This is a genomic window from Desulfoluna sp., from assembly GCF_030145185.1.
In the GTDB taxonomy this organism is placed as follows: Bacteria; Desulfobacterota; Desulfobacteria; order Desulfobacterales; family Desulfolunaceae; genus Desulfoluna.
This window is the reverse complement of the sequence record NZ_JAQYWB010000051.1, coordinates 23,272-40,972: the sequence shown is the minus strand read 5'-3', so window position 1 is coordinate 40,972 and position 17,701 is coordinate 23,272. Positions and strand designations below refer to the sequence as shown.

Genomic DNA, 17,701 nt, shown 5'->3' with positions numbered 1-17,701 from the left:
CAAGGGGTTGGTTTCCAGGTCCAGGGGGGATGCGACGCTTAATTTGTGAATCGTGTATTGTTTGAAACCTGGTGGGAGTCTGCTGTCGTACCGAGCCGGAAGGGGGGCAGGGGGCAGCATATTTTGGGAAATCGACCCCGACCTTTATGTACGAAGGATGTTTAACGCATGATGACCTTTTTTTTGACCGGTGTTGTGGTGTTTCTTACCCACACCCTTGAAGTAATCACCGGCTTTGGGTGCACTGTTCTCGCCTTTCCCTTTATTACATGGATTCTGGGAATTTATGAGGCCAAGGTTCTTTTGGCCGTCTTGACGTGGGTGCTGGGCGCTTATCTTGTCTCTACGAAATTTCGACACATCAACTGGCGTCAGTTCGGGATTATCGTGACGCTTGTGGGTTTGGGGATGCCCGCAGGGATTTATCTGTTTAACCATTTCCCCAGCGATACGCTGAAACTTTTTCTTGGTATATTTATTATTTTTACCTCGGTGCTTCAATTGAAAAAGGAGTACGGGGGGCTGGATCTCGGCGTCACGGTTCCAGAATGGATTTATTATGTGTTGCTGGTCCTGGGTGGTGTTCTTCACGGAGCGTTTGCAACCGGCGGGCCGTTTGTGGTGCTTTATGCCACACGGAAACTTCTGGACAAAGGCGAGTTCAGGGCAACATTGAGTCTTCTGTGGGTTTCTTTGAACACCTTTTTGATTGCCACCGATACCACCTTTGATCCTATTTTATCCAACATCGCAGCGGTGGCCACCCAAGGCGCTCCCATGGGCCAGAGCCTGCTCAATCTGGTCTGGTCGCTTCCCTTTCTTCTGGTGGGGATTTTCATCGGTGAAGTGGTCCATCACAGGGTCGATGCGGCGCTTTTTCGAAAGATTGTTTTTTGGGTGCTTTTGGCCACCGGTGTGTTTATTATTCTTGCCAATGTGCTTCATATCGGGTAATGCGTCCCACCCCCTAACCCGGATATTTCATGAGGTTACAAAAATAAAAACCGATCCCGGCAGCTGCCGGGGTCGGTTTTTTTGTTTGGTAAGGCGGATGGACATAAATAATCATGCATTGACACGCCTGAGGCAGGCCTTGACGGCCCTTAAGGAACCAGCACTCGATTGTCGATGAGGCGAGTCGCGCCCATCGTCACCGCCAGGGCCATGAGCGTGGGGCCGGTGAGGGTCTCCACCTCGTCCAGGGTCTCGGGATTACACAAGGAGATGTAGTCGATCTGGATCATGGGGCACTCGGTGAGGTGTTTTTCTGCCAGGGTTCGAAGGGCCGCAACGCTGGTTTCTCCCTGGGCGACCCGGTCTCGTACTTTATCCAGAGATTGGCTGAGGCGGAGCGCCTCTTTACGCTGGGGCTCGGTCAGGTAGGCGTTCCGAGAGCTCATGGCGAGTCCGTCGGCTTCCCGGATCAGGGTTCCGCCGAGGATCTCAACGTCCATGTTCAGATCTTTCACCATGCGTCGAATGATGGCAAGCTGTTGAAAGTCTTTTTCACCGAAGACGGCCACGTGGGGCTTGATGATGTTAAACAGTTTGGTGACGACGGTGGTGATCCCTTTGAAAAAGACGGGTCGGGAGAGGCCGCAGAGATGGTTGGGCAATGTCTCCAGTTGGACGTAGGTTTCGTATCCGTCTGGATAAATTTGGTCGTTTGTCGGGGTGAAGACCACATCCACGCCCACCTCTTTGGATTTGGCCAGGTCACTTTCCATGGCTCGGGGGTAGGCGTCCAGGTCTTCGCTGGGACCAAACTGGGCCGGATTGACGAAGATACTGGTGACTAGAACATCTGCGTGTTTCTTTGCCTCCCGCATCAGGGAGAGGTGTCCGTCGTGGAGAAAACCCATGGTGGGGACGAAGGCAATTCGCTTGCCTTCCTGTCGCAGCGTGTTGCTTAAGCTCTGCATCTCTTGAATTGAACCGATGACGTCCATGTGGATGGCCTCATTTCATTGAGTGTTCAGCATTTTGTCCGGCTTGGTCGGACCTGTATCCGTGTGCCTTATGGCGTCATTTTGACGCCAATTTTGTCTGCATTGGCCTTAGTCCAGTCCCGATGAAAAGTCAATCTGAAGAAGGGTTTTCAGTAGATAAAAGAGAGGAAAGGGGGCGCAATCCCGAGGGGGTGAACTCTTTTTTATCCGGAATGACAGGAAAAATAGGGGGTTGGTGTGGGGCGGAACCTTCAGCCTGAGCTTGCTTTGGTATTAGGTGTCTGATATATCAAACAGTACCCCTTTGTCATTTTTGGAATGGGTCTTTTATCTCTTTGGTGGGTACGAAGGAGGGTGTGGCTTGACATTGAACGGCAGGTTATCGATGGAAGATTTTGATTCTCGGTTTAAGATATTTTATGAGCTGATGCCCAATAAAATCAGGGAGATTTTATTGGTCTCAAGTCTGTATGATGCCTGCATCATGGAAGAGGACGGGCGGCTTTCGGAGAAGATCGTCACCGAGTATCGGGGCCTTAACTTGAGTCGGCCTCCTCGGTTGACCTGGGTTTCTACGGCTGAAGAGGCCCTGGCTATGCTGGAAAAACGCCCCTTTGACATGGTCGTCACCATGCTTCGGCTCGTGGACATGGACGCCTTCACCCTGGGGGAGGAGATCAAACGTAAGTGCCCCTGCATCCCAGTTATTCTGCTGACTCACAGTCAGTTGCCGAGTCAATTCGATCTGGCACGTTCCAAATCCCGGGGCGTGGATCGCATGTACGTCTGGAGCGGAAATGCCGACATTCTCCTTGCCCTGATTAAAAGCGAAGAGGATCGACTTAATGTGGCGCATGACACGGAAAAAGCCGGGGTCCGGGTGATTCTGATGGTGGAGGATTCTCCCCTTTATACCTCGGCCATTCTTCCAATCTTATATAAAGAGGTGGTCACTCAGGTTCAGAATGTGATGGAGGAGGTCTTAAACCATGAACATCGGCTCCTGACCATGCGGGCCCGGCCCAAAATTATTGTGGCCCAGAGTTACGAAGAGGCCATGGAGATCTATGAGACATACAAGGATTATGTTCTGGGGGTTATCTCTGACGCCAGTTTCCCACGGGAGGGCGCTGTTTGTGATGACTCCGGATACCGTGTCCTGTCCCATATTCAAGCTCACCAGGCCGATATTCCTCTGATGATGGCCAGCACGGAATCTTCCAACCGGCGCATGGCAGATGCCCTGGGCATCTACTTTGTGGACAAGAATTCCCCCTCACTTTCCGGTGATTTTCACCACTATTTTGTGAATCAACTGGGGTTTGGTGATTTTGTGTTCCGAGGCGACGACGGGCGCGAGCTGGGGAGAGCCCCCAACTTTCGGGCTCTTGAAAAGAGGTTGGCCGATATCTCGGATGAGTGTTTTTATCACCACTGGCGGAAAAATGATTTCTCCCGGTGGTTCTATGCCCGCTCGGAGACCCTGCTCGCTAATCGCCTGAGGCCCGCCACGGATAAGGATTTCTTCGGGAATATCTCCGACATGAAGGCCTTTATTCAGAGGAATATTCAAGAGCGTCGGCGCAGTCGGCAGAAGGGTGTGGTGGTTCAATTCGATGCCGATGAGTTTGACCCGGAGACCGATTTTCTGAAAATTGGAAACGGGTCCCTGGGGGGCAAAGCCCGGGGGCTTGTGTTCGCCTCAACGCTTCTCAGGCACCACCCCGAGTTGAACGAAGCCTTTGAGGATGTGGAGATTGCTCTTCCCCAGACCCTGGTGATCTCCACCGAAGGGTTTGATGCCTTTGTGCAGGAAAACAATCTCTTGTGGCTTGCCAAGGCCGACCTTCCAGATGAGGAGGTGATTGAGCACTTTCAGAAGGCCGTCTTCCCTGGATGGATTGGCGAAGAGTTGCGGGTTTTTTTAAATGAGATTCATCATCCCCTCGCTGTCCGTTCGTCAGCGCTGTTTGAAGACGCCCAGTTTATGGCCTATGCGGGCCTTTATCACACCTGCATGATGTCCAATGATCACCCGGATCTGGAGGTGAGGGTGAATCAGCTGATCTCTGGGGTGAAATTGGTCTACGCCTCTACCTATTTTCAGGGCCCCAAGAGTTTTGCGAGGAGGGTCGGGCATCGCACCGAAGAGGAGAAGATGGCGGTGATCATCCAGGCGGTCTCCGGGCGTCGGTGGGGCGATTATTATTATCCTGCGATTTCGGGGGTGGCCCAATCCTACAATTACTATCCCTTTGGAAAAATGAAGGCGGAAGAGGGGATTGCCGCCATTGCCATGGGATTGGGGCGTACGGTGGTGGAAGGGGAACAGGCCTTGCGTTTTTCTCCCAAACGGCCCCATATTCTGCCGCAGTTTTCTCGGGTGGAAGAAATCCTCAAGAGTGCTCAGCAAAGTTTATATGCCCTGAAGGTTGGCGGAAAAGCACCGGCTTCCGTGGTCTCTCTGAATTCGGAAATCGATAAGCTCTCTGTTCGTGATCTCGATGACAACAGCCCGTTGAAGCATCTTGCAGGAACCTACGTTCGAGATGAGAATACCATTCGGTACGGGCCTCAGCTCCGCGGACCCAGGGTGTTGACATTTGATAAAATTCTCAAGTACAACATTTTTCCCCTCCCGGCCTTGCTTTCCCGGGTTTTGGACATTGGAGCCCAGGGCATGGGCTCATCGGTTGAGATCGAATTTGCCGTTGACCTGCCCTGTCAGCCTGGGGAGAAGGGGCGGTTCGTGCTGCTCCAGATTCGGCCCATGACCGATCGGGAGGCCCTGGCAGATGTGGGCATTTCAGAGGCAGAAAAAGCCGCCGCCGTGAGCGTCTCTTCCCATGCCTTGGGGCATGTGAAGGGGTTGCCTGTTCATCATATTCTCTACGTGAAGCCCGATGCCTTTGATTTGAAGAAGACCCGGGAAATAGCCCGGGAGATCGGTCGGATGAATGCGGAAATGGCCAAACGGCAGGAGAAGTATGTGTTGCTTGGGCCGGGGCGGTGGGGCTCTGCAGACCGGTGGCTGGGCATTCCCGTGACCTGGGAGGAGATCTCTGAGGTGTGCGGTATTGTGGAAAGCAGTCACAAAGATTTAAAAGCGGATCCGTCCCAGGGGTCACATTTTTTTCATAACATCACCGCGTTGGGGATCAATTATATCTCCATTATAGAGGCGAGGGGAGACCACTTTGATATGGCGTGGCTCCTTAAACAGCCGGTGGCCGTTGATGGGGAATTCACAGCCCTTGCCACCTTTGAAACCCCGTGTGTGATGAAGGTGGATGGCCGACATGCCGTGAGTGTCCTGTTGCCACCTTAACCCGAATATTGCATGAGAAAACGAGCATGCCAAAGAAATAAGATTTTATTACGGCTGGTTACTGCGAAATATCCGGGTTGAAATCGTTTTATTGAAGACGAGTCATTCCTTAGTTGATGCCGGTGATGCGCAGGAACTGTATGGTTTGCAAGCCGGTTATTTGTTTTTTGTGTTTATGGACGCCTGTTATCGCATTGTGAACAGCTTTTATTTATGAGGTGGATCGAACAAAAGTTGATGGGGCAGGGTGTTTGCGTGTACCTTTCGTCCTTTGTTGAACGATCCAGTGGCAGGGTATTCAATGGGATCAGTCCGGTTTTATTTAACGAATTAAGACGGTTTTTAAGAGAGTCCTGGAAAGGGTTTTCCGGTGGCGGCGTTTGTCTGTCGTGCCCCGGGAAAAGGCTCTGAATATGGCGAAGGAGATGTGTGATGGGGGATCAGAGGAACGGACAGACTATAAGCATTATAGCAAAGCCGTTGAGGGAACAGATTTACGAATACTTAAGGGACGAAATGGGCAGGGGGAACCTTTTACCGGGGTCTCTAGTGAATGTGAACGAAATCAGCCAGAGACTCGGCATCAGCAAGACCCCCTTGCGAGATGCATTGATTCAGCTTGAATGCGACGGGTTTGTGTCGATTCTTCCGCGGCGGGGGGTGAGGATCAACAAGCTTTCCCTTGAGGATGTCAAACATGCCTGGGAGATTTGTCGGGCCTTGGAGTCAGAGATTCTTGTGCCCGTTTTCGACAAACTCAACGAGGCGTGTCTTTTGGAGATGGAGCGACTGACCCGAGAGATGAAGCGGGCCACCGAGATGAAGGATACCTATGGCTTTTATCAGAACAACGTGGCCTTTCATAATATCTTTCTTGATCTCTCCAGCAACAGCCAGATGAGACGCATCATTCAATTGAATAAGCAGCGTCTCTATGACTTTTTGAACCGGAAGCACATTCCTCAGTGGGAAGCGGAACACTGCGAAGAGCATCGGGCCTTTATTGAGCTGATTCGCAGCGGTGACGCCCAGGGGGCTGCACACTTCCTGAAGACAACCCACTGGTCACTGGACGATCAGGAATCGTATATTCGTCAGTTTTATTTTAATGGAGACACCCTTGAGTAAAAATGATCATAGTAAAGAGCATGGGGCTCCGACCCTCGAGGCGCTGGGAATTGGCGTTATAGCAGGCGGTGCAGGGTGGGTGGCTTTGGACAAACCCTGCGGGGTCTCGGTTCACAACGAGCCGGGGCGGGACCTTGTTTCCGTGGTGACCCAGGCTCTCAGGTCATCCCCAGAGGTTCTCAGGCAGAGCACGCCGAAGGAGGAGACCACCGTTCATGCCGTTCACCGGTTGGATGGGGACACCAGCGGTGTGGTGCTCTTTGCCTTTGGGAAAGAGGCGGCAAGGCACCTGACACGGCAGTTTGAAGAGAAGCGGGTGACCAAGGAGTATATCGCCCTGATTCATGGAAACCTGGTGCCGGACAGTGGAACCTGGGATGCCTCCCTTTCGAAGGAAGCCGGAGGACGCAACAATCCAGCGGGCAGCGGGAAGCGGATGCCTTCGGCGACGACTTTTTCTGTTATGGATCGCTCCACGCGCTACACGCTGGTGCGGTGCAGCCCCCTTTCCGGCCGAAAACATCAGATTCGTCGCCATGCCAAGCTGGTCGGCCATCCCATTGCCGGGGATCGGCGGTACGGGTCGAAGCGTTCCCTGGCTGTTCTGGAGGAACGATTCGGGTACGGGCGTCTGGGGTTGCATGCCCATGCGATTACGTTTTGTCCCCCGGGGGAGGCCGAGGAGACGCGGGTTGCGTCATTCGTCTTTGTCCCGGAGGCCATGCAGGCGCTTTTGAATGGCGACATGGCGTGAGAGTGATTTATGGAGATAAAAGACTGGCTAAAGGCAGATAAAAGACAGGCGAAAGGCCATGGAGTCGCTACGCTCGACCGGCATATAAAAAAGCCGCACCGGAGTGCGGCGCTCCATGGCTGCCATACGATATGTCGGGCTTTTATATTTCAAGCGGCGATTAACCGAAACGGCAGGTAATGAGCCCATTGCAACAAGGGCTCTATGCCTTCGTTTAAGTAACTATTCAGCTTATGCCTCCAGCGGCCCTGCCGGGGGCTAAACTTTTGCCTGATTTTATAAAGACGGGCTTAACAAACAGATCTTAAGAATTGCTCTCTATTAAATTCGTAACTATTCAGCGCCAAAAAAGCCTCTGTCCGACGTAAATTGGGAATATGCATTTAAGACCTGTTTGTTAAACTTTTGACCCGTTTCCGTGGGCTATGGCGTGACAAGCAAGGGATTGGAGCATTCGCGAACCCGGGGTGTCGCCGGGCGCTTGCCTGTGCTATAGTGCCTTTCGGATAATCATCCATGGATTCCGCCGAGAGAAAGAGGTCGTCCCGGTGTTTCAGGGCCGTTATATAAGTCACCATCAATACAGACGAAAGAGATCATGAGCGAGACCATCAAAACATCAGTGGATATCGGAGGCGTCTGCCTCGCCAACCCGGTGATGACCGCATCGGGCACCTTTGGGTACGGGATGGAGTTTGACGAGGTCCTCAACCTCAACCGCTTGGGGGGCGTCGTTATGAAGGGCCTGTCCCTTTTCCCCTCCAAAGGCAATCCTCCTCCACGCATCGTGGAAACCTCCTGTGGCATGCTGAATGCCATTGGCCTTGAGAACGTGGGGATTCAGCGGTTCATCAAGGAGAAGCTGCCGGCGATGAAGCCCTTTGATACCAAAGTCTTCATCAATATTTACGGCAAGACCGTCGAGGAATATGCCGCCATTGCCGAGACGGCCGAAGGGGTGGAGGGGATCCACGGTATTGAGATTAACATCTCCTGCCCCAATGTCAGCGCCGGAGGGCTTGCTTTCGGTGTGGATCCCGTGGCGGCCGCTACGGTGGTGAGGGCCGTTAAGGCAAAAACGTCTTTGCCCGTGATGGTCAAGCTCAGTCCCAACGTCACCGATATTGTGGAGATCGCCCGGAGCGTGGAAGGGGAGGGGGCCGATTCAGTCTCTCTGATCAACACCCTGACCGGCATGGGCATCGATATTCATACCCGGAAACCCTTGCTGGCCAACGTGGTGGGTGGGCTCTCCGGGCCTGCTGTGAAGCCGGTGGCCATTCGCATGGTGTACCAGGTGGCGAAAGCGGTCAACATTCCCGTCATCGGTATGGGAGGGATCATGACCCCTGAAGACGCCGTGGAGTTTATGATGGCAGGGGCCTCTGCCGTTCAGGTGGGGACGGCCAATTTTGTGTACCCTGATGCCGCCGAAAAGGTGGTGGATGGTATTGAGGCCTTTCTGAAGGAGAAGGGAATGACCGATGTCAACGATCTGATCGGGAGCGTTGAGGTGTAAATATCGGTTGCCGAAAGAGCCCGTAGATTAACAGAAAGCCGCGTTTATACGCGGCTTTTTTTGTTGGTAAATACTCTTTTATCAAAGCCACGTCATGGTAAATGTCCTTGCTTTTGATGCCTATCTTTGTTTAATAAGATGAAACATAGTTAGAATGCATGGCGGCTGTCTTTTTGTTTGGTTTGTCGTTTGATTGTTAACCACTGTGAGACGATGGAAAGGAGCCTTTGTATGAAACGCAGCATTCATGTTCTTTTTTTGTTTTTCGCTTTTTGTGTGCCCCAGGCAGGTTTCTGCGAAACATCGGCGGATGCGATCGTGGGGCATTGGTATACCAAGGATCATGAAGCCCTCGTGGAAATTTTTAAAGAGGGCGAGACCTACACCGGGAAGATTGTCTGGCTTGCAGAGTCCGTGGCTACGGAAGATGATGGCACTCCGGTCCTTGATAAGAAGAATCCCGATCCAGAAAAAGCCCGGCAGCCTGTCATTGGCCTGAAAATCGCCCAGGGTTTTTTTCATGTGGGGGGAAACGATTGGGAGAACGGCCACATCTACGATCCCGACAACGGTAAAACCTATAAATGCCTGATGAAGTTGAAAAAAAGCGGGCGGCAGTTGAAGGTTCGGGGATTTATCGGCGTCGCCCTTTTGGGACGCAACGAGTACTGGACGCGAAAAGGGCAATAACGGGAGTTGAGGCGGCCTGTTTTTCAGGCTGGCTCCATACCGACCCATAATCTCACAGGAGGAAATATGTTCAAACGAATCGTGATGGTGCTTTTGGCCCTTTGTCTTGCCACCGGGACGGCCTTTGCCGTGGATGCCAAGGATGTCAAATTTCCGGAGCAGCTTAAACTGGAGAACGTGGAGCTTGTTTTCAACGGGTCCGGCATTCGGATTAAAAAAATTGGTTTTATCAAGGTGAAACCTTACGTGGCGGCCCTGTTTCTTCAAGAAAAGACGGAGGACGGTGATGCGGTGGTCAGCGGCGATGCCCCCATGGCCATTCGTCTTTACATTACCAGCAAACTGATCTCTTCCGACAAGATGACCAAGTCCACCCGGGAGGGTTTCGAGCTCTCCACCAACGGCAACACCGCGCCCATCGAGAAAGAGATCGATGCCATGATGGACGTCTTCAAAGAGAAGATCAACGTGGATGATATCTACGACATGGTCTATGTCCCTGGAGCCGGTACCTGTATCTACAAGCAGGGCGAGAAAAAGGCCACCATCGAAGGCCTTGCGTTCAAACAGGCCCTTTTCGGTATCTGGCTCGGTGCCAAGCCCACCCTGGAAACCATGAAAGCCGGGATGCTGGGACAGCCTAAGGGCTAAAAAATAGACCCGCCCGTGCGTTGCGAAAGCGTGTTGTTGGGTGGGTTTGATTTGTTTTGTGTGAGCCTGTCACACAAAGGGTATGATGAGGGAGAGGGGGGACCTGTTTGAGGGGCCCCCTTTTTTATTATTTCGATTTTTTATTTTTCTGGAAAAAACCGGGTCGATGCACAGACGCCCCGAGAGAGAGCAGACGCGCCAGCAGGTTTCCGTACAGAGCCGCATAGAACAGACCCGAGAAGAGCCATAAAACCCCAAGATTAAAAAAGTAGGTGGGCACAACGACGCGCCCGATTCGCTTTTGTCCTGCATAAAAAGGCGCTCCGCCCCAGGGGGTGACATCCTGGGTGAAGACAGGGTCGGAGACGCGGACGATTCGGGTCGGGCTGAGCCGGTAATCGTCGAGGTTGCGGCGGTTTTTGACCAGGTTCACAAGGCTTTTGTTTTGGTTGTTTTTTTCGAGGGTCCGGTAAACTGCGATCCCCATGACTTGGATTCGAGCGGATTCAAGGTCTCGACGTTTGTCGTTGGCCTCGCCTCGCCTCTGGCGATAAGAGGTGAGCACCTTGGACAACGACGTTTTTAACTGGCGGGCAACGTGGCGTGAATAGCCCTGAGGGGTAAAGGCATCGGAGGGCAGCTTGAGGTCGATGCCCTGTTTTTTAGCAAGGTCTGTAAATTCAGTTTTTAATAATGTTAATGCAGCCTTTGTCTTTTGGGCATGAGAGGCGTCCGGGGTATCGATGAAAGGGAAATCGATCTGGGAGAAAAGCTCGGGTACATAATAGTTTACCCAAAAATCGGCATGGCTGATTTGCCTGTCCAGGTCGGTGTAGGGCGCCTGGAAACGGTTGCTCCAGAACTGTTCCGTCACGGCGGCTTCAAACCCCCAGCGCGAGGGCATGAAGTTGGCGACGACCGGGACGCGGTTGTGGGGCGTCTGGGGGGGGATCAGGTCATCAAAGGAGACCACCATGCCCCCCATGATGATCTGGGGCACCAGCAGAAGGGGGATGAGGATATAGATGGTCACCACGGTCTTAAAGGCTGCGGATATGTTGAGCCCGATCAGACTGGCGCAGACGAAGCAGGAGAAAAGCACCGTCCATAATTTGGCGGTGAACTCCGGGATCCCCAACATGGTATTGCCCACCAGGACATAAAGGCCCATCTGGAGGGCTCCCACCAGGAACAGATACCCGGCTTTTCCGTTGATGTAACTGAACCAGCTTAAATGGAGAAATCGTTCCCGGCTTAATATCTTTCGATCACGGATAATTTCCTCTGCACTGACAGACAGTCCCATGAATAACGCGATAATCACGCTCATAAAAAAGTAAACGGGGATGTTGTGGTTGGCCCCAAAGGTATATCCCGGACCCTTCCCATACCCGGCAAAGGATGCGATGGCCCAGGCCAGCAGAGGGGCCTCAAGTGCATTGATGGCCAGGTACTGCCGATTTGTGAACCGGGTCAAGAGGTTGCGTATAAAAAAAACGACAAACTGACCGGTCAGGCTCGGACGTTTCAGGGCCCGTTGCGGGGGGGGCATGTCCGTGGGAGGTTTTTTGTCCTCCGTCGTCCGTGTTTTCTGGTGGCGCGTATGCCAATCCTCTGGAGAGAATCGACGCCGGTCAGCGGCGTAGCCCCGGTCGTCCAACTCCTTCATCTCGATAATATCAAAGATCTGTTCCGGGTTGACATTGCCGCATTGAGGGCAGAGGCACTCGTCGGTGCCGGCCTGCCAGGCAGCCTTACGAAAATAGAGGATGGCATCGAGGGGATTGCCGGTATAAATAGGGCGTCCCCCCTTGTCCAGCAGCCACAGCTGATCGAACATTTTGAAGATATCCGAGGAGGGCTGATGGATAATCACGATGATCAATTTCCCCTTCTTGCTTTGTTCTTTAAGCAGGGAAATCACATTTAATGAGTCCGCAGATGAGAGCCCGGAGGTGGGCTCATCGACAAAGAGGATCGATGGTTCTCGGATCAGTTCAAGGGCGATATTGAGCCGTTTACGCTGGCCGCCACTGATGGTTTTATCCAAGGGGGACCCGACGGTCAGGTCGCGGATTTCCTCCTGGTTCAACTCACCCAGAATCCCCATGACCCGCTTGGCCAAAGCCTCTTTGCTGAGGTCGGCCAGACAGAGACGGCTGCTGTAAAAGAGGTTCTGGTAAACCGTCAACTCTTCAAAGAGCAGATCATCTTGTGGCACAAACCCAATGACCCCTTCGAGTGTTTGCCTGTTCCCATAAAGATCCGCTCCGTTTATCAGGACCTGACCCTCCTGGGGGGGCAGGGAGCCGTTCAGGAGACTGAGAAGGGTGGATTTGCCCACCCCGCTGCCCCCCATCACCCCAATCATCTGGCCCCCGGTCGCCTCAAAAGAAAAATCGTGGAGGCCGTTGTCACTGCCTGGGAAACGAAAATCAATATGGTGACCGGTAAAGAGGATGTCGCCTGCAGGGTTGAGTGGTTTAAAAAAGGCGGCGATATCCGAGTAATAGATGGGGTTCGAATGAATATCTTTCAGGATCGATCCCGTGGGAAGGGGATAAATCGCGCCCGGTTGCAGGGGGGTGCCGTTGAGGGTTTGCCCTGAAAGGGTATGGGGCACAAGAAACAGAGTGTCGATATCTTCGATATGGAGAACGGTGACGCCTCCGGCGAAGTGCTCGCGAACCAGCCCGTGGCAGGGAGCCGTGCCGCATGGCTTTTTAGAGTGAATAAAGAGGTGGTTGGGACCGAGGGCTTCCATGGCTTCGGTGTGATGGAGCAACGCGAGCATATCCTGGATAACATCCGGCCTGATTTCAAAGGCCTGGCCGGCGGCATCCGCGAGGCGGGAAAGTTCATGACGATGGGCCTGGGGAACGGCTTGGGAAAGCTCAAAAAATCGGAGCAACACAGCGTATTGTTCAGGACGCGGGAGGTTGCCTTTCAGATGACCACAGATTTCAGTGGTTCGGGCGATGAGGAGATCCAGGTCTGAGTCTCCATCATAAAAGTCTAAGAATCCGTCGAATAGACCAAGATACGTGTCGGTATGAACAATCCGCAGATAGTCGGACAGATAGGCTTTGACCATGTCGCGTGCTTTAAGCGGCCCGGATTCATGATAACAGGAAGATAACAGGGCAAAAAGATGCAAAATACCATTTAAGGTTAACTCTGAAACAATCATCCGGGCACCTGCGCTTTGCTTCTACGTTACTGTTTTGTGGCGACGTTTCCGATGGCCCCATCCAGGATGGCTTGACGTTCGGGGCGAATAACCTCGCGGAGGGCCTCGACGTCCTGTCTGGTATATTCGGTGACGATCAGCAGGGCGTGAATTTTGCCCATAAAGTCAAGGCTATGGCGAAAGCCCACAGCATGCTTCAGGTCTTCGTCATGTCGCATGGTATTGAGCAGTTTGATCATGAAATGGATCCGTTCATGCTGGATATTCAGCTGCTCCAGCATCTTCGGTGAATAATCCGCCATGGCAATGGATTCCGTGGCAATGTAAAGGCCTTCAACGAGCATGCCGTAGCCTACATTTGTTATTACTTTTAGTTGTTTAGCGCTGTTTATTCCATTTGCCATAAATTTTTTGTGCACAGCCTTTACGGCATCGGTCCATGCCTGACCATCCTTTATGGATTCCGGGTTCTGAAGAAGCTTTTTCATTTTAGGGGACAAGGGGGCCTGAAACCCGAGTTTTATCATTAAGTCCCTTCGGGCCAAGATGACATTTTTCAGCTCTTTTTTCCGCAGGAAGAGGGCGGCATAGCCGGCATCAATGGTATATACGCCCGCCATGGTACCCAATTGATCGTCTGTGAGGTACTGAGACACCTTGTGCGTGTCGGCTGTCAAGGTATGTTGGTATGAGGCACCCGCCTCTTTGAGCTGTCGGGTGGCCTGATTGATTCCTTTGTACTGGCTTTTAAGTAGATTAATCTGCTCAGTGATTTCCTTGAACTGAGTGGCGTATTTCGACTCATCGCCATGCAATATCTCTTGAGAAGAGAGGCTCTCGGCCGGGGCCGTGCTTTCGGTGGCCAGAACGAGGTTGGGGCTGAAGCTCATAATGCAGGCCATGAGGGCACCCATGGTGAATAATTTCATCGGCTCAATCCTTTCAAAAATGTGAATAAAACATGACGCGCCTGTTATACGGAAAAATGAAATGACTATGACATATCTATTCGTATTTGAAAATTTATATTACTTAATTTAAATAAGATTAAAATTTTATTAGGTAAATAAATGAGGCGCGAGATGATGAAATGTTGACGTCATGTCACAGGTTTGTGCCCTGGCAAAGAACGGCCATTAAATTTCATTTTGAGGAGGGCCGTGGGGAGAGGTAGCACGATGTGAGATGTAAAAAAAAGGTGGAACCGTCATCGGTTCCACCTTTTTTGTGTTCGTTTGCCTGCCTTTTATCCGCGTTTTTTTGAAACGCGGGTCCCCGGCAGAGGCGCCGGAGAGGGCATTTTTTAGAGGATGGCCTTCATGGCGGTCATGTAGCCTCTCAGTTCTTTGCCGACCACTTCGACGGGGTGGTTACGCAGGGCTTCGTTCACCTCGATGAGAGCCATGTTGTCCACGCCGTTGTCTTCGGACGCCAGCCCTTTGCCGATGATGTCGGTGTTCACACCTTTCATGAAATCGGCCAGGAGGGGCACGCAGGCGTTGGCGAAGAGGTAGCAGCCGTATTCTGCGGTGTCGGAGATCACTTTATTCATCTCGTAGAGCTTCTTGCGGCTGATGAGGTTGGCGATGAGGGGGGTCTCGTGGAGAGACTCATAGTAGGCGGATTCGGGTTTGATGCCAGCGGCCACCATGGTCTCAAAGGCGAGTTCAACCCCGGCCTTAACCATGGCCACCATGAGGATGCCGTTGTCAAAGAAGGCCTGCTCGGTGATCTCCATCTCGCCCGCCGTGGATTTTTCAAAGGCAGTCTGGCCGGTCTCTTCCCGCCATCCGAGGAGCTTGGCATCACCTTCGGCCCAGTCGGCCATCATCCCTTCGGAGAAGGCGCCGCCCATGATGTCGTCCATGTGTTTGTTGAAGAGGGGACGCATGATGGTTTTCATCTCTTCAGAGAGATCGAAGGCTTTTATTTTGGCCGGGTTGTCCAGGCGATCCATCATGTTGGTGATGCCGCCGTGCTTGAGGGCTTCGGTGATGGTCTCCCAGCCGTACTGGATGAGTTTGCTGGCGTAGCCGGTGTCGATCCCTTTTTCGATCATCTTATCAAAGCAGAGGATGGAGCCGGTCTGGAGCATGCCGCAAAGGATGGTCTGCTCACCCATGAGATCGGACTTTACCTCGGCGATGAAGGAGGAGAGAAGCACGCCGGCGCGGTCTCCACCGGTTCCGGCGGCGTAGGCCTTGGCGATCTCCAGGCCATCTCCGTTGGGATCGTTCTCTTTGTGGACGGCAATCAGGGTGGGGACGCCGAAACCGCGTTTGTACTCTTCACGGACTTCAGTTCCAGGAGATTTTGGGGCCACCATGACGACGGTGAGGTCCTCGCGGACCTGCATCCCTTCCTCGACGATGTTGAAGCCGTGGGAGTAGGAGAGGCAGGCACCTTTTTTCATCAGGGGCATCACCTTTTCCACGACGTTGGTGTGCTGCTTGTCCGGGGTAAGGTTGAGGACAAGATCGGCGGTGGGGAGCATCTCTTCGTAGGTGCCGACGGAAAAGCCGTTCTCCGTGGCATTGAGCCAGGACTGACGTTTCTCGTTGATGGCTGCCTGACGCAGGGTGTAGGAGACGTCGAGGCCGCTGTCACGCAGGTTGAGACCCTGGTTGAGGCCCTGGGCGCCGCATCCGACGATGACAAGTTTTTTGCCTTTGAGTTTCTCTACACCGTTGAACTCTGAAGAGTCCATGAAGCTGCATTTGCCAAGCTGTTCCAGTTGAAGACGTAAGGGGAGGGTGTTGAAGTAGTTCATCTTTGGATGCTCCATATCGTAAAAAATAATTAATGGGTCGGTTTGGTTTTTTATGGGGCCGCCCGCAGGCGACCCGATTTTCTTTATATCACATCACAGGATGTGACGGGGTTGGATTTGAAGTACTCCAGCCGGTTAAGTCCGTTGATATAGGCTTTGGCGCTGGCTGTAATGATGTCGGGGTCGGCGCCGCGGCCCAGGGAGACATAGTCGCCTTCCTGCATGCGGACGGTCACCTCACCCTGGGCATCGGTGCCGCCTGTGAGGGCGCCGATGGAAAAGCGCAGGAGCTCGGGCTCCCTTCCGGCAATTTTTGCGATGGTGTTAAAGACCGCGTCAATGGGGCCGTTGCCTTCAAAAGCCCCCTGCTTGATCTTGCCGTTGATGCCGAGGCGCACACTGGCCATGGGAAAGACCGTGGTGCCGGAGGTGACGTGGAGGTACTCCAAGGTGTAGACCTCATGGCTTCGCAGGATAACGTCTGTGACGAGGGCTTCCAAGTCCTCGTCCACGATCTCTTTTTTTCGGTCGGCCAGCGCTTTAAAACTCTCGAAGACGGTGTTGAGTTCCTCTTCGGTGAGGTTGTAGCGCATCTCTTCGAGACGGGAGCGCAGGGCAAAGCGTCCGGAGAGTTTCCCCAGAACCAGTTTGTTGGTGGTCAGTCCCACGGTTTCAGGCCTCATGATCTCGTAGGTCATGGGGTTTTTGAGCATGCCGTCCTGGTGGATACCCGATTCGTGGGAGAAGGCGTTGGCCCCCACAATGGCCTTGTTGGGCTGGATCATGATGCCGGTGATGGAGCTGACCAGCCGACCCGTGGCATGGATGCGGGTGGTGTCGATATGGGTGTCCATGGGAAAGGTGCCGGGGCGGGTGTGGATCGCCATGACGACCTCTTCTAACGCTGTGTTGCCCGCTCGCTCGCCGATTCCGTTGATGGTCACCTCTGCCTGACCGGCTCCGGCAACGATGGCCGCCAGGGTGTTGGCCGTGGCCAGGCCCAGGTCGTTGTGGCAGTGAACGCTCAAGGTGGCGTTTTCCATGCCCGGGGTGTGGGCGATGACGTGGCGCACCAGCTCACCGAACTCATCGGGGACCGCGTAGCCTACGGTATCGGGGAGGTTGACGGTGGTGGCACCCGCTTTGATGACTTCACCGAAAATCCGGCAGAGAAATTCCGGGTCGGTGCGGGAGCCGTCTTCGGCGGAGAATTCTATGTTCTCCGTGTACTGCCGAGCGTGCGTCACGGCGGCCACGGCGCGCGTCACCACTTCATCGCGTCCCATGCGGAGCTTGTACTCCAGGTGAATGTCCGATGTGGCGATGAAGGTGTGAATGCGGGGTTTGGCCGCATTTTTAATGGCCTCCCAGGCCCGGTCGATATCACTGGCGGTGGCGCGGCAGAGGGCGGCCACTTCGGCATTTTTTACGGTGTCTGCAATGCGGGAGACCGCCTCGAAATCGCCGGGTGATGATGCGGGAAAGCCCGCTTCAATCACATCCACACCCAGAGTGTCCAGGTGGGTGGCAATCCGCAGCTTCTCCGCGGTGTTCATGCTGGCGCCGGGTGATTGTTCGCCGTCTCGTAAGGTGGTGTCAAATATTGTGATGGTTCTGGTCATGATGTGTGCTCCGAAAAAGGGTCTGCGGTGGGTCATTCGACATAAGGATCATTCGCTTGAATTCAGGCAAACCCAGTGAGCCTGGACCGCAGGATGCCTG

The 17,701-nt window shown here is 53.3% G+C and carries 12 protein-coding genes; 7 read left to right on the top strand and 5 right to left on the bottom strand.

Annotated elements, in window-relative coordinates:
* Positions 1-168: 168 nt before the first annotated feature.
* On the top strand, positions 169-954 hold the full coding sequence (locus Q1Q75_RS16055; protein ID WP_300672678.1) for a sulfite exporter TauE/SafE family protein: 786 nt from the start codon (positions 169-171) through the stop codon (positions 952-954).
* 149 nt (positions 955-1,103) lie between these two features.
* Here Q1Q75_RS16055 and panC read toward each other — a convergent pair whose 3' ends face one another.
* Positions 1,104-1,949 carry a pantoate--beta-alanine ligase gene (gene panC, locus Q1Q75_RS16050; RefSeq protein ID WP_300672676.1) on the bottom strand — a complete coding sequence of 282 codons (846 nt, stop codon included), beginning with the start codon at positions 1,947-1,949 and terminating at the stop codon, positions 1,104-1,106.
* 385 nt (positions 1,950-2,334) lie between these two features.
* Here panC and Q1Q75_RS16045 point away from each other — a divergent pair, with 385 nt between their 5' ends.
* The 6 genes from Q1Q75_RS16045 to Q1Q75_RS16020 all read left to right on the top strand — a co-directional run bounded on the left by Q1Q75_RS16045 (position 2,335) and on the right by Q1Q75_RS16020 (position 10,019).
* Positions 2,335-5,277 (top strand): PEP/pyruvate-binding domain-containing protein, encoded by a 2,943-nt coding sequence (locus Q1Q75_RS16045; protein ID WP_300672674.1) that lies wholly within the window; start codon positions 2,335-2,337, stop codon positions 5,275-5,277.
* 432 nt (positions 5,278-5,709) lie between these two features.
* Entirely contained in the window at positions 5,710-6,405 is a 696-nt protein-coding gene (locus tag Q1Q75_RS16040) for a GntR family transcriptional regulator (RefSeq protein WP_300672672.1), read from the top strand.
* Positions 6,398-7,159, top strand: a complete 762-nt coding sequence (locus Q1Q75_RS16035; RefSeq protein ID WP_300672670.1) for an RluA family pseudouridine synthase — start codon at positions 6,398-6,400, stop codon at positions 7,157-7,159. Before Q1Q75_RS16040 ends, Q1Q75_RS16035 begins: the two co-directional genes overlap by 8 nt.
* A gap of 598 nt (positions 7,160-7,757) precedes the next feature.
* Positions 7,758-8,678: a dihydroorotate dehydrogenase gene (locus Q1Q75_RS16030; RefSeq protein WP_300672668.1), complete on the top strand. Its 921-nt coding sequence runs from the start codon at positions 7,758-7,760 to the stop codon at positions 8,676-8,678.
* A 231-nt stretch (positions 8,679-8,909) separates the two neighbouring features.
* Positions 8,910-9,368 (top strand): DUF2147 domain-containing protein, encoded by a 459-nt coding sequence (locus tag Q1Q75_RS16025; RefSeq protein WP_300672666.1) that lies wholly within the window; start codon positions 8,910-8,912, stop codon positions 9,366-9,368.
* A gap of 66 nt (positions 9,369-9,434) precedes the next feature.
* The gene (locus tag Q1Q75_RS16020) at positions 9,435-10,019 is read left to right on the top strand and encodes a chalcone isomerase family protein (RefSeq protein ID WP_300672664.1); all 585 of its coding nucleotides are present in this window, start codon (positions 9,435-9,437) and stop codon (positions 10,017-10,019) included.
* 127 nt (positions 10,020-10,146) lie between these two features.
* Here Q1Q75_RS16020 and Q1Q75_RS16015 read toward each other — a convergent pair whose 3' ends face one another.
* The 4 genes from Q1Q75_RS16015 to Q1Q75_RS16000 form a co-directional block, all read right to left on the bottom strand.
* Positions 10,147-13,209, bottom strand: a complete 3,063-nt coding sequence (locus Q1Q75_RS16015) for an ATP-binding cassette domain-containing protein (protein ID WP_300672662.1) — start codon at positions 13,207-13,209, stop codon at positions 10,147-10,149.
* Between the two features lie 26 nt (positions 13,210-13,235).
* A complete protein-coding gene (locus Q1Q75_RS16010) occupies positions 13,236-14,138 on the bottom strand; it encodes a hypothetical protein (RefSeq protein WP_300672660.1) in 903 nt (300 codons plus the stop codon).
* Positions 14,139-14,512: 374 nt separating this feature from the next.
* On the bottom strand, positions 14,513-15,979 hold the full coding sequence (gene ilvC, locus Q1Q75_RS16005; protein WP_300672658.1) for a ketol-acid reductoisomerase: 1,467 nt from the start codon (positions 15,977-15,979) through the stop codon (positions 14,513-14,515).
* Positions 15,980-16,062: 83 nt separating this feature from the next.
* Entirely contained in the window at positions 16,063-17,601 is a 1,539-nt protein-coding gene (locus Q1Q75_RS16000) for a 2-isopropylmalate synthase (RefSeq protein WP_300672656.1), read from the bottom strand.
* Positions 17,602-17,701: the final 100 nt, after the last annotated feature.

Coding starts and splice junctions, on each gene's coding strand:
- Q1Q75_RS16055 (WP_300672678.1), top strand. CDS start 169: ATGATGACCTTTTTTTTGACCGGTGTTGTGGTGTTTCTTACCCACACC.
- panC (WP_300672676.1), bottom strand. CDS start 1,949: ATGGACGTCATCGGTTCAATTCAAGAGATGCAGAGCTTAAGCAACACG.
- Q1Q75_RS16045 (WP_300672674.1), top strand. CDS start 2,335: ATGGAAGATTTTGATTCTCGGTTTAAGATATTTTATGAGCTGATGCCC.
- Q1Q75_RS16040 (WP_300672672.1), top strand. CDS start 5,710: ATGGGGGATCAGAGGAACGGACAGACTATAAGCATTATAGCAAAGCCG.
- Q1Q75_RS16030 (WP_300672668.1), top strand. CDS start 7,758: ATGAGCGAGACCATCAAAACATCAGTGGATATCGGAGGCGTCTGCCTC.
- Q1Q75_RS16025 (WP_300672666.1), top strand. CDS start 8,910: ATGAAACGCAGCATTCATGTTCTTTTTTTGTTTTTCGCTTTTTGTGTG.
- Q1Q75_RS16020 (WP_300672664.1), top strand. CDS start 9,435: ATGTTCAAACGAATCGTGATGGTGCTTTTGGCCCTTTGTCTTGCCACC.
- Q1Q75_RS16015 (WP_300672662.1), bottom strand. CDS start 13,209: ATGATTGTTTCAGAGTTAACCTTAAATGGTATTTTGCATCTTTTTGCC.
- Q1Q75_RS16010 (WP_300672660.1), bottom strand. CDS start 14,138: ATGAAATTATTCACCATGGGTGCCCTCATGGCCTGCATTATGAGCTTC.
- ilvC (WP_300672658.1), bottom strand. CDS start 15,979: ATGAACTACTTCAACACCCTCCCCTTACGTCTTCAACTGGAACAGCTT.
- Q1Q75_RS16000 (WP_300672656.1), bottom strand. CDS start 17,601: ATGACCAGAACCATCACAATATTTGACACCACCTTACGAGACGGCGAA.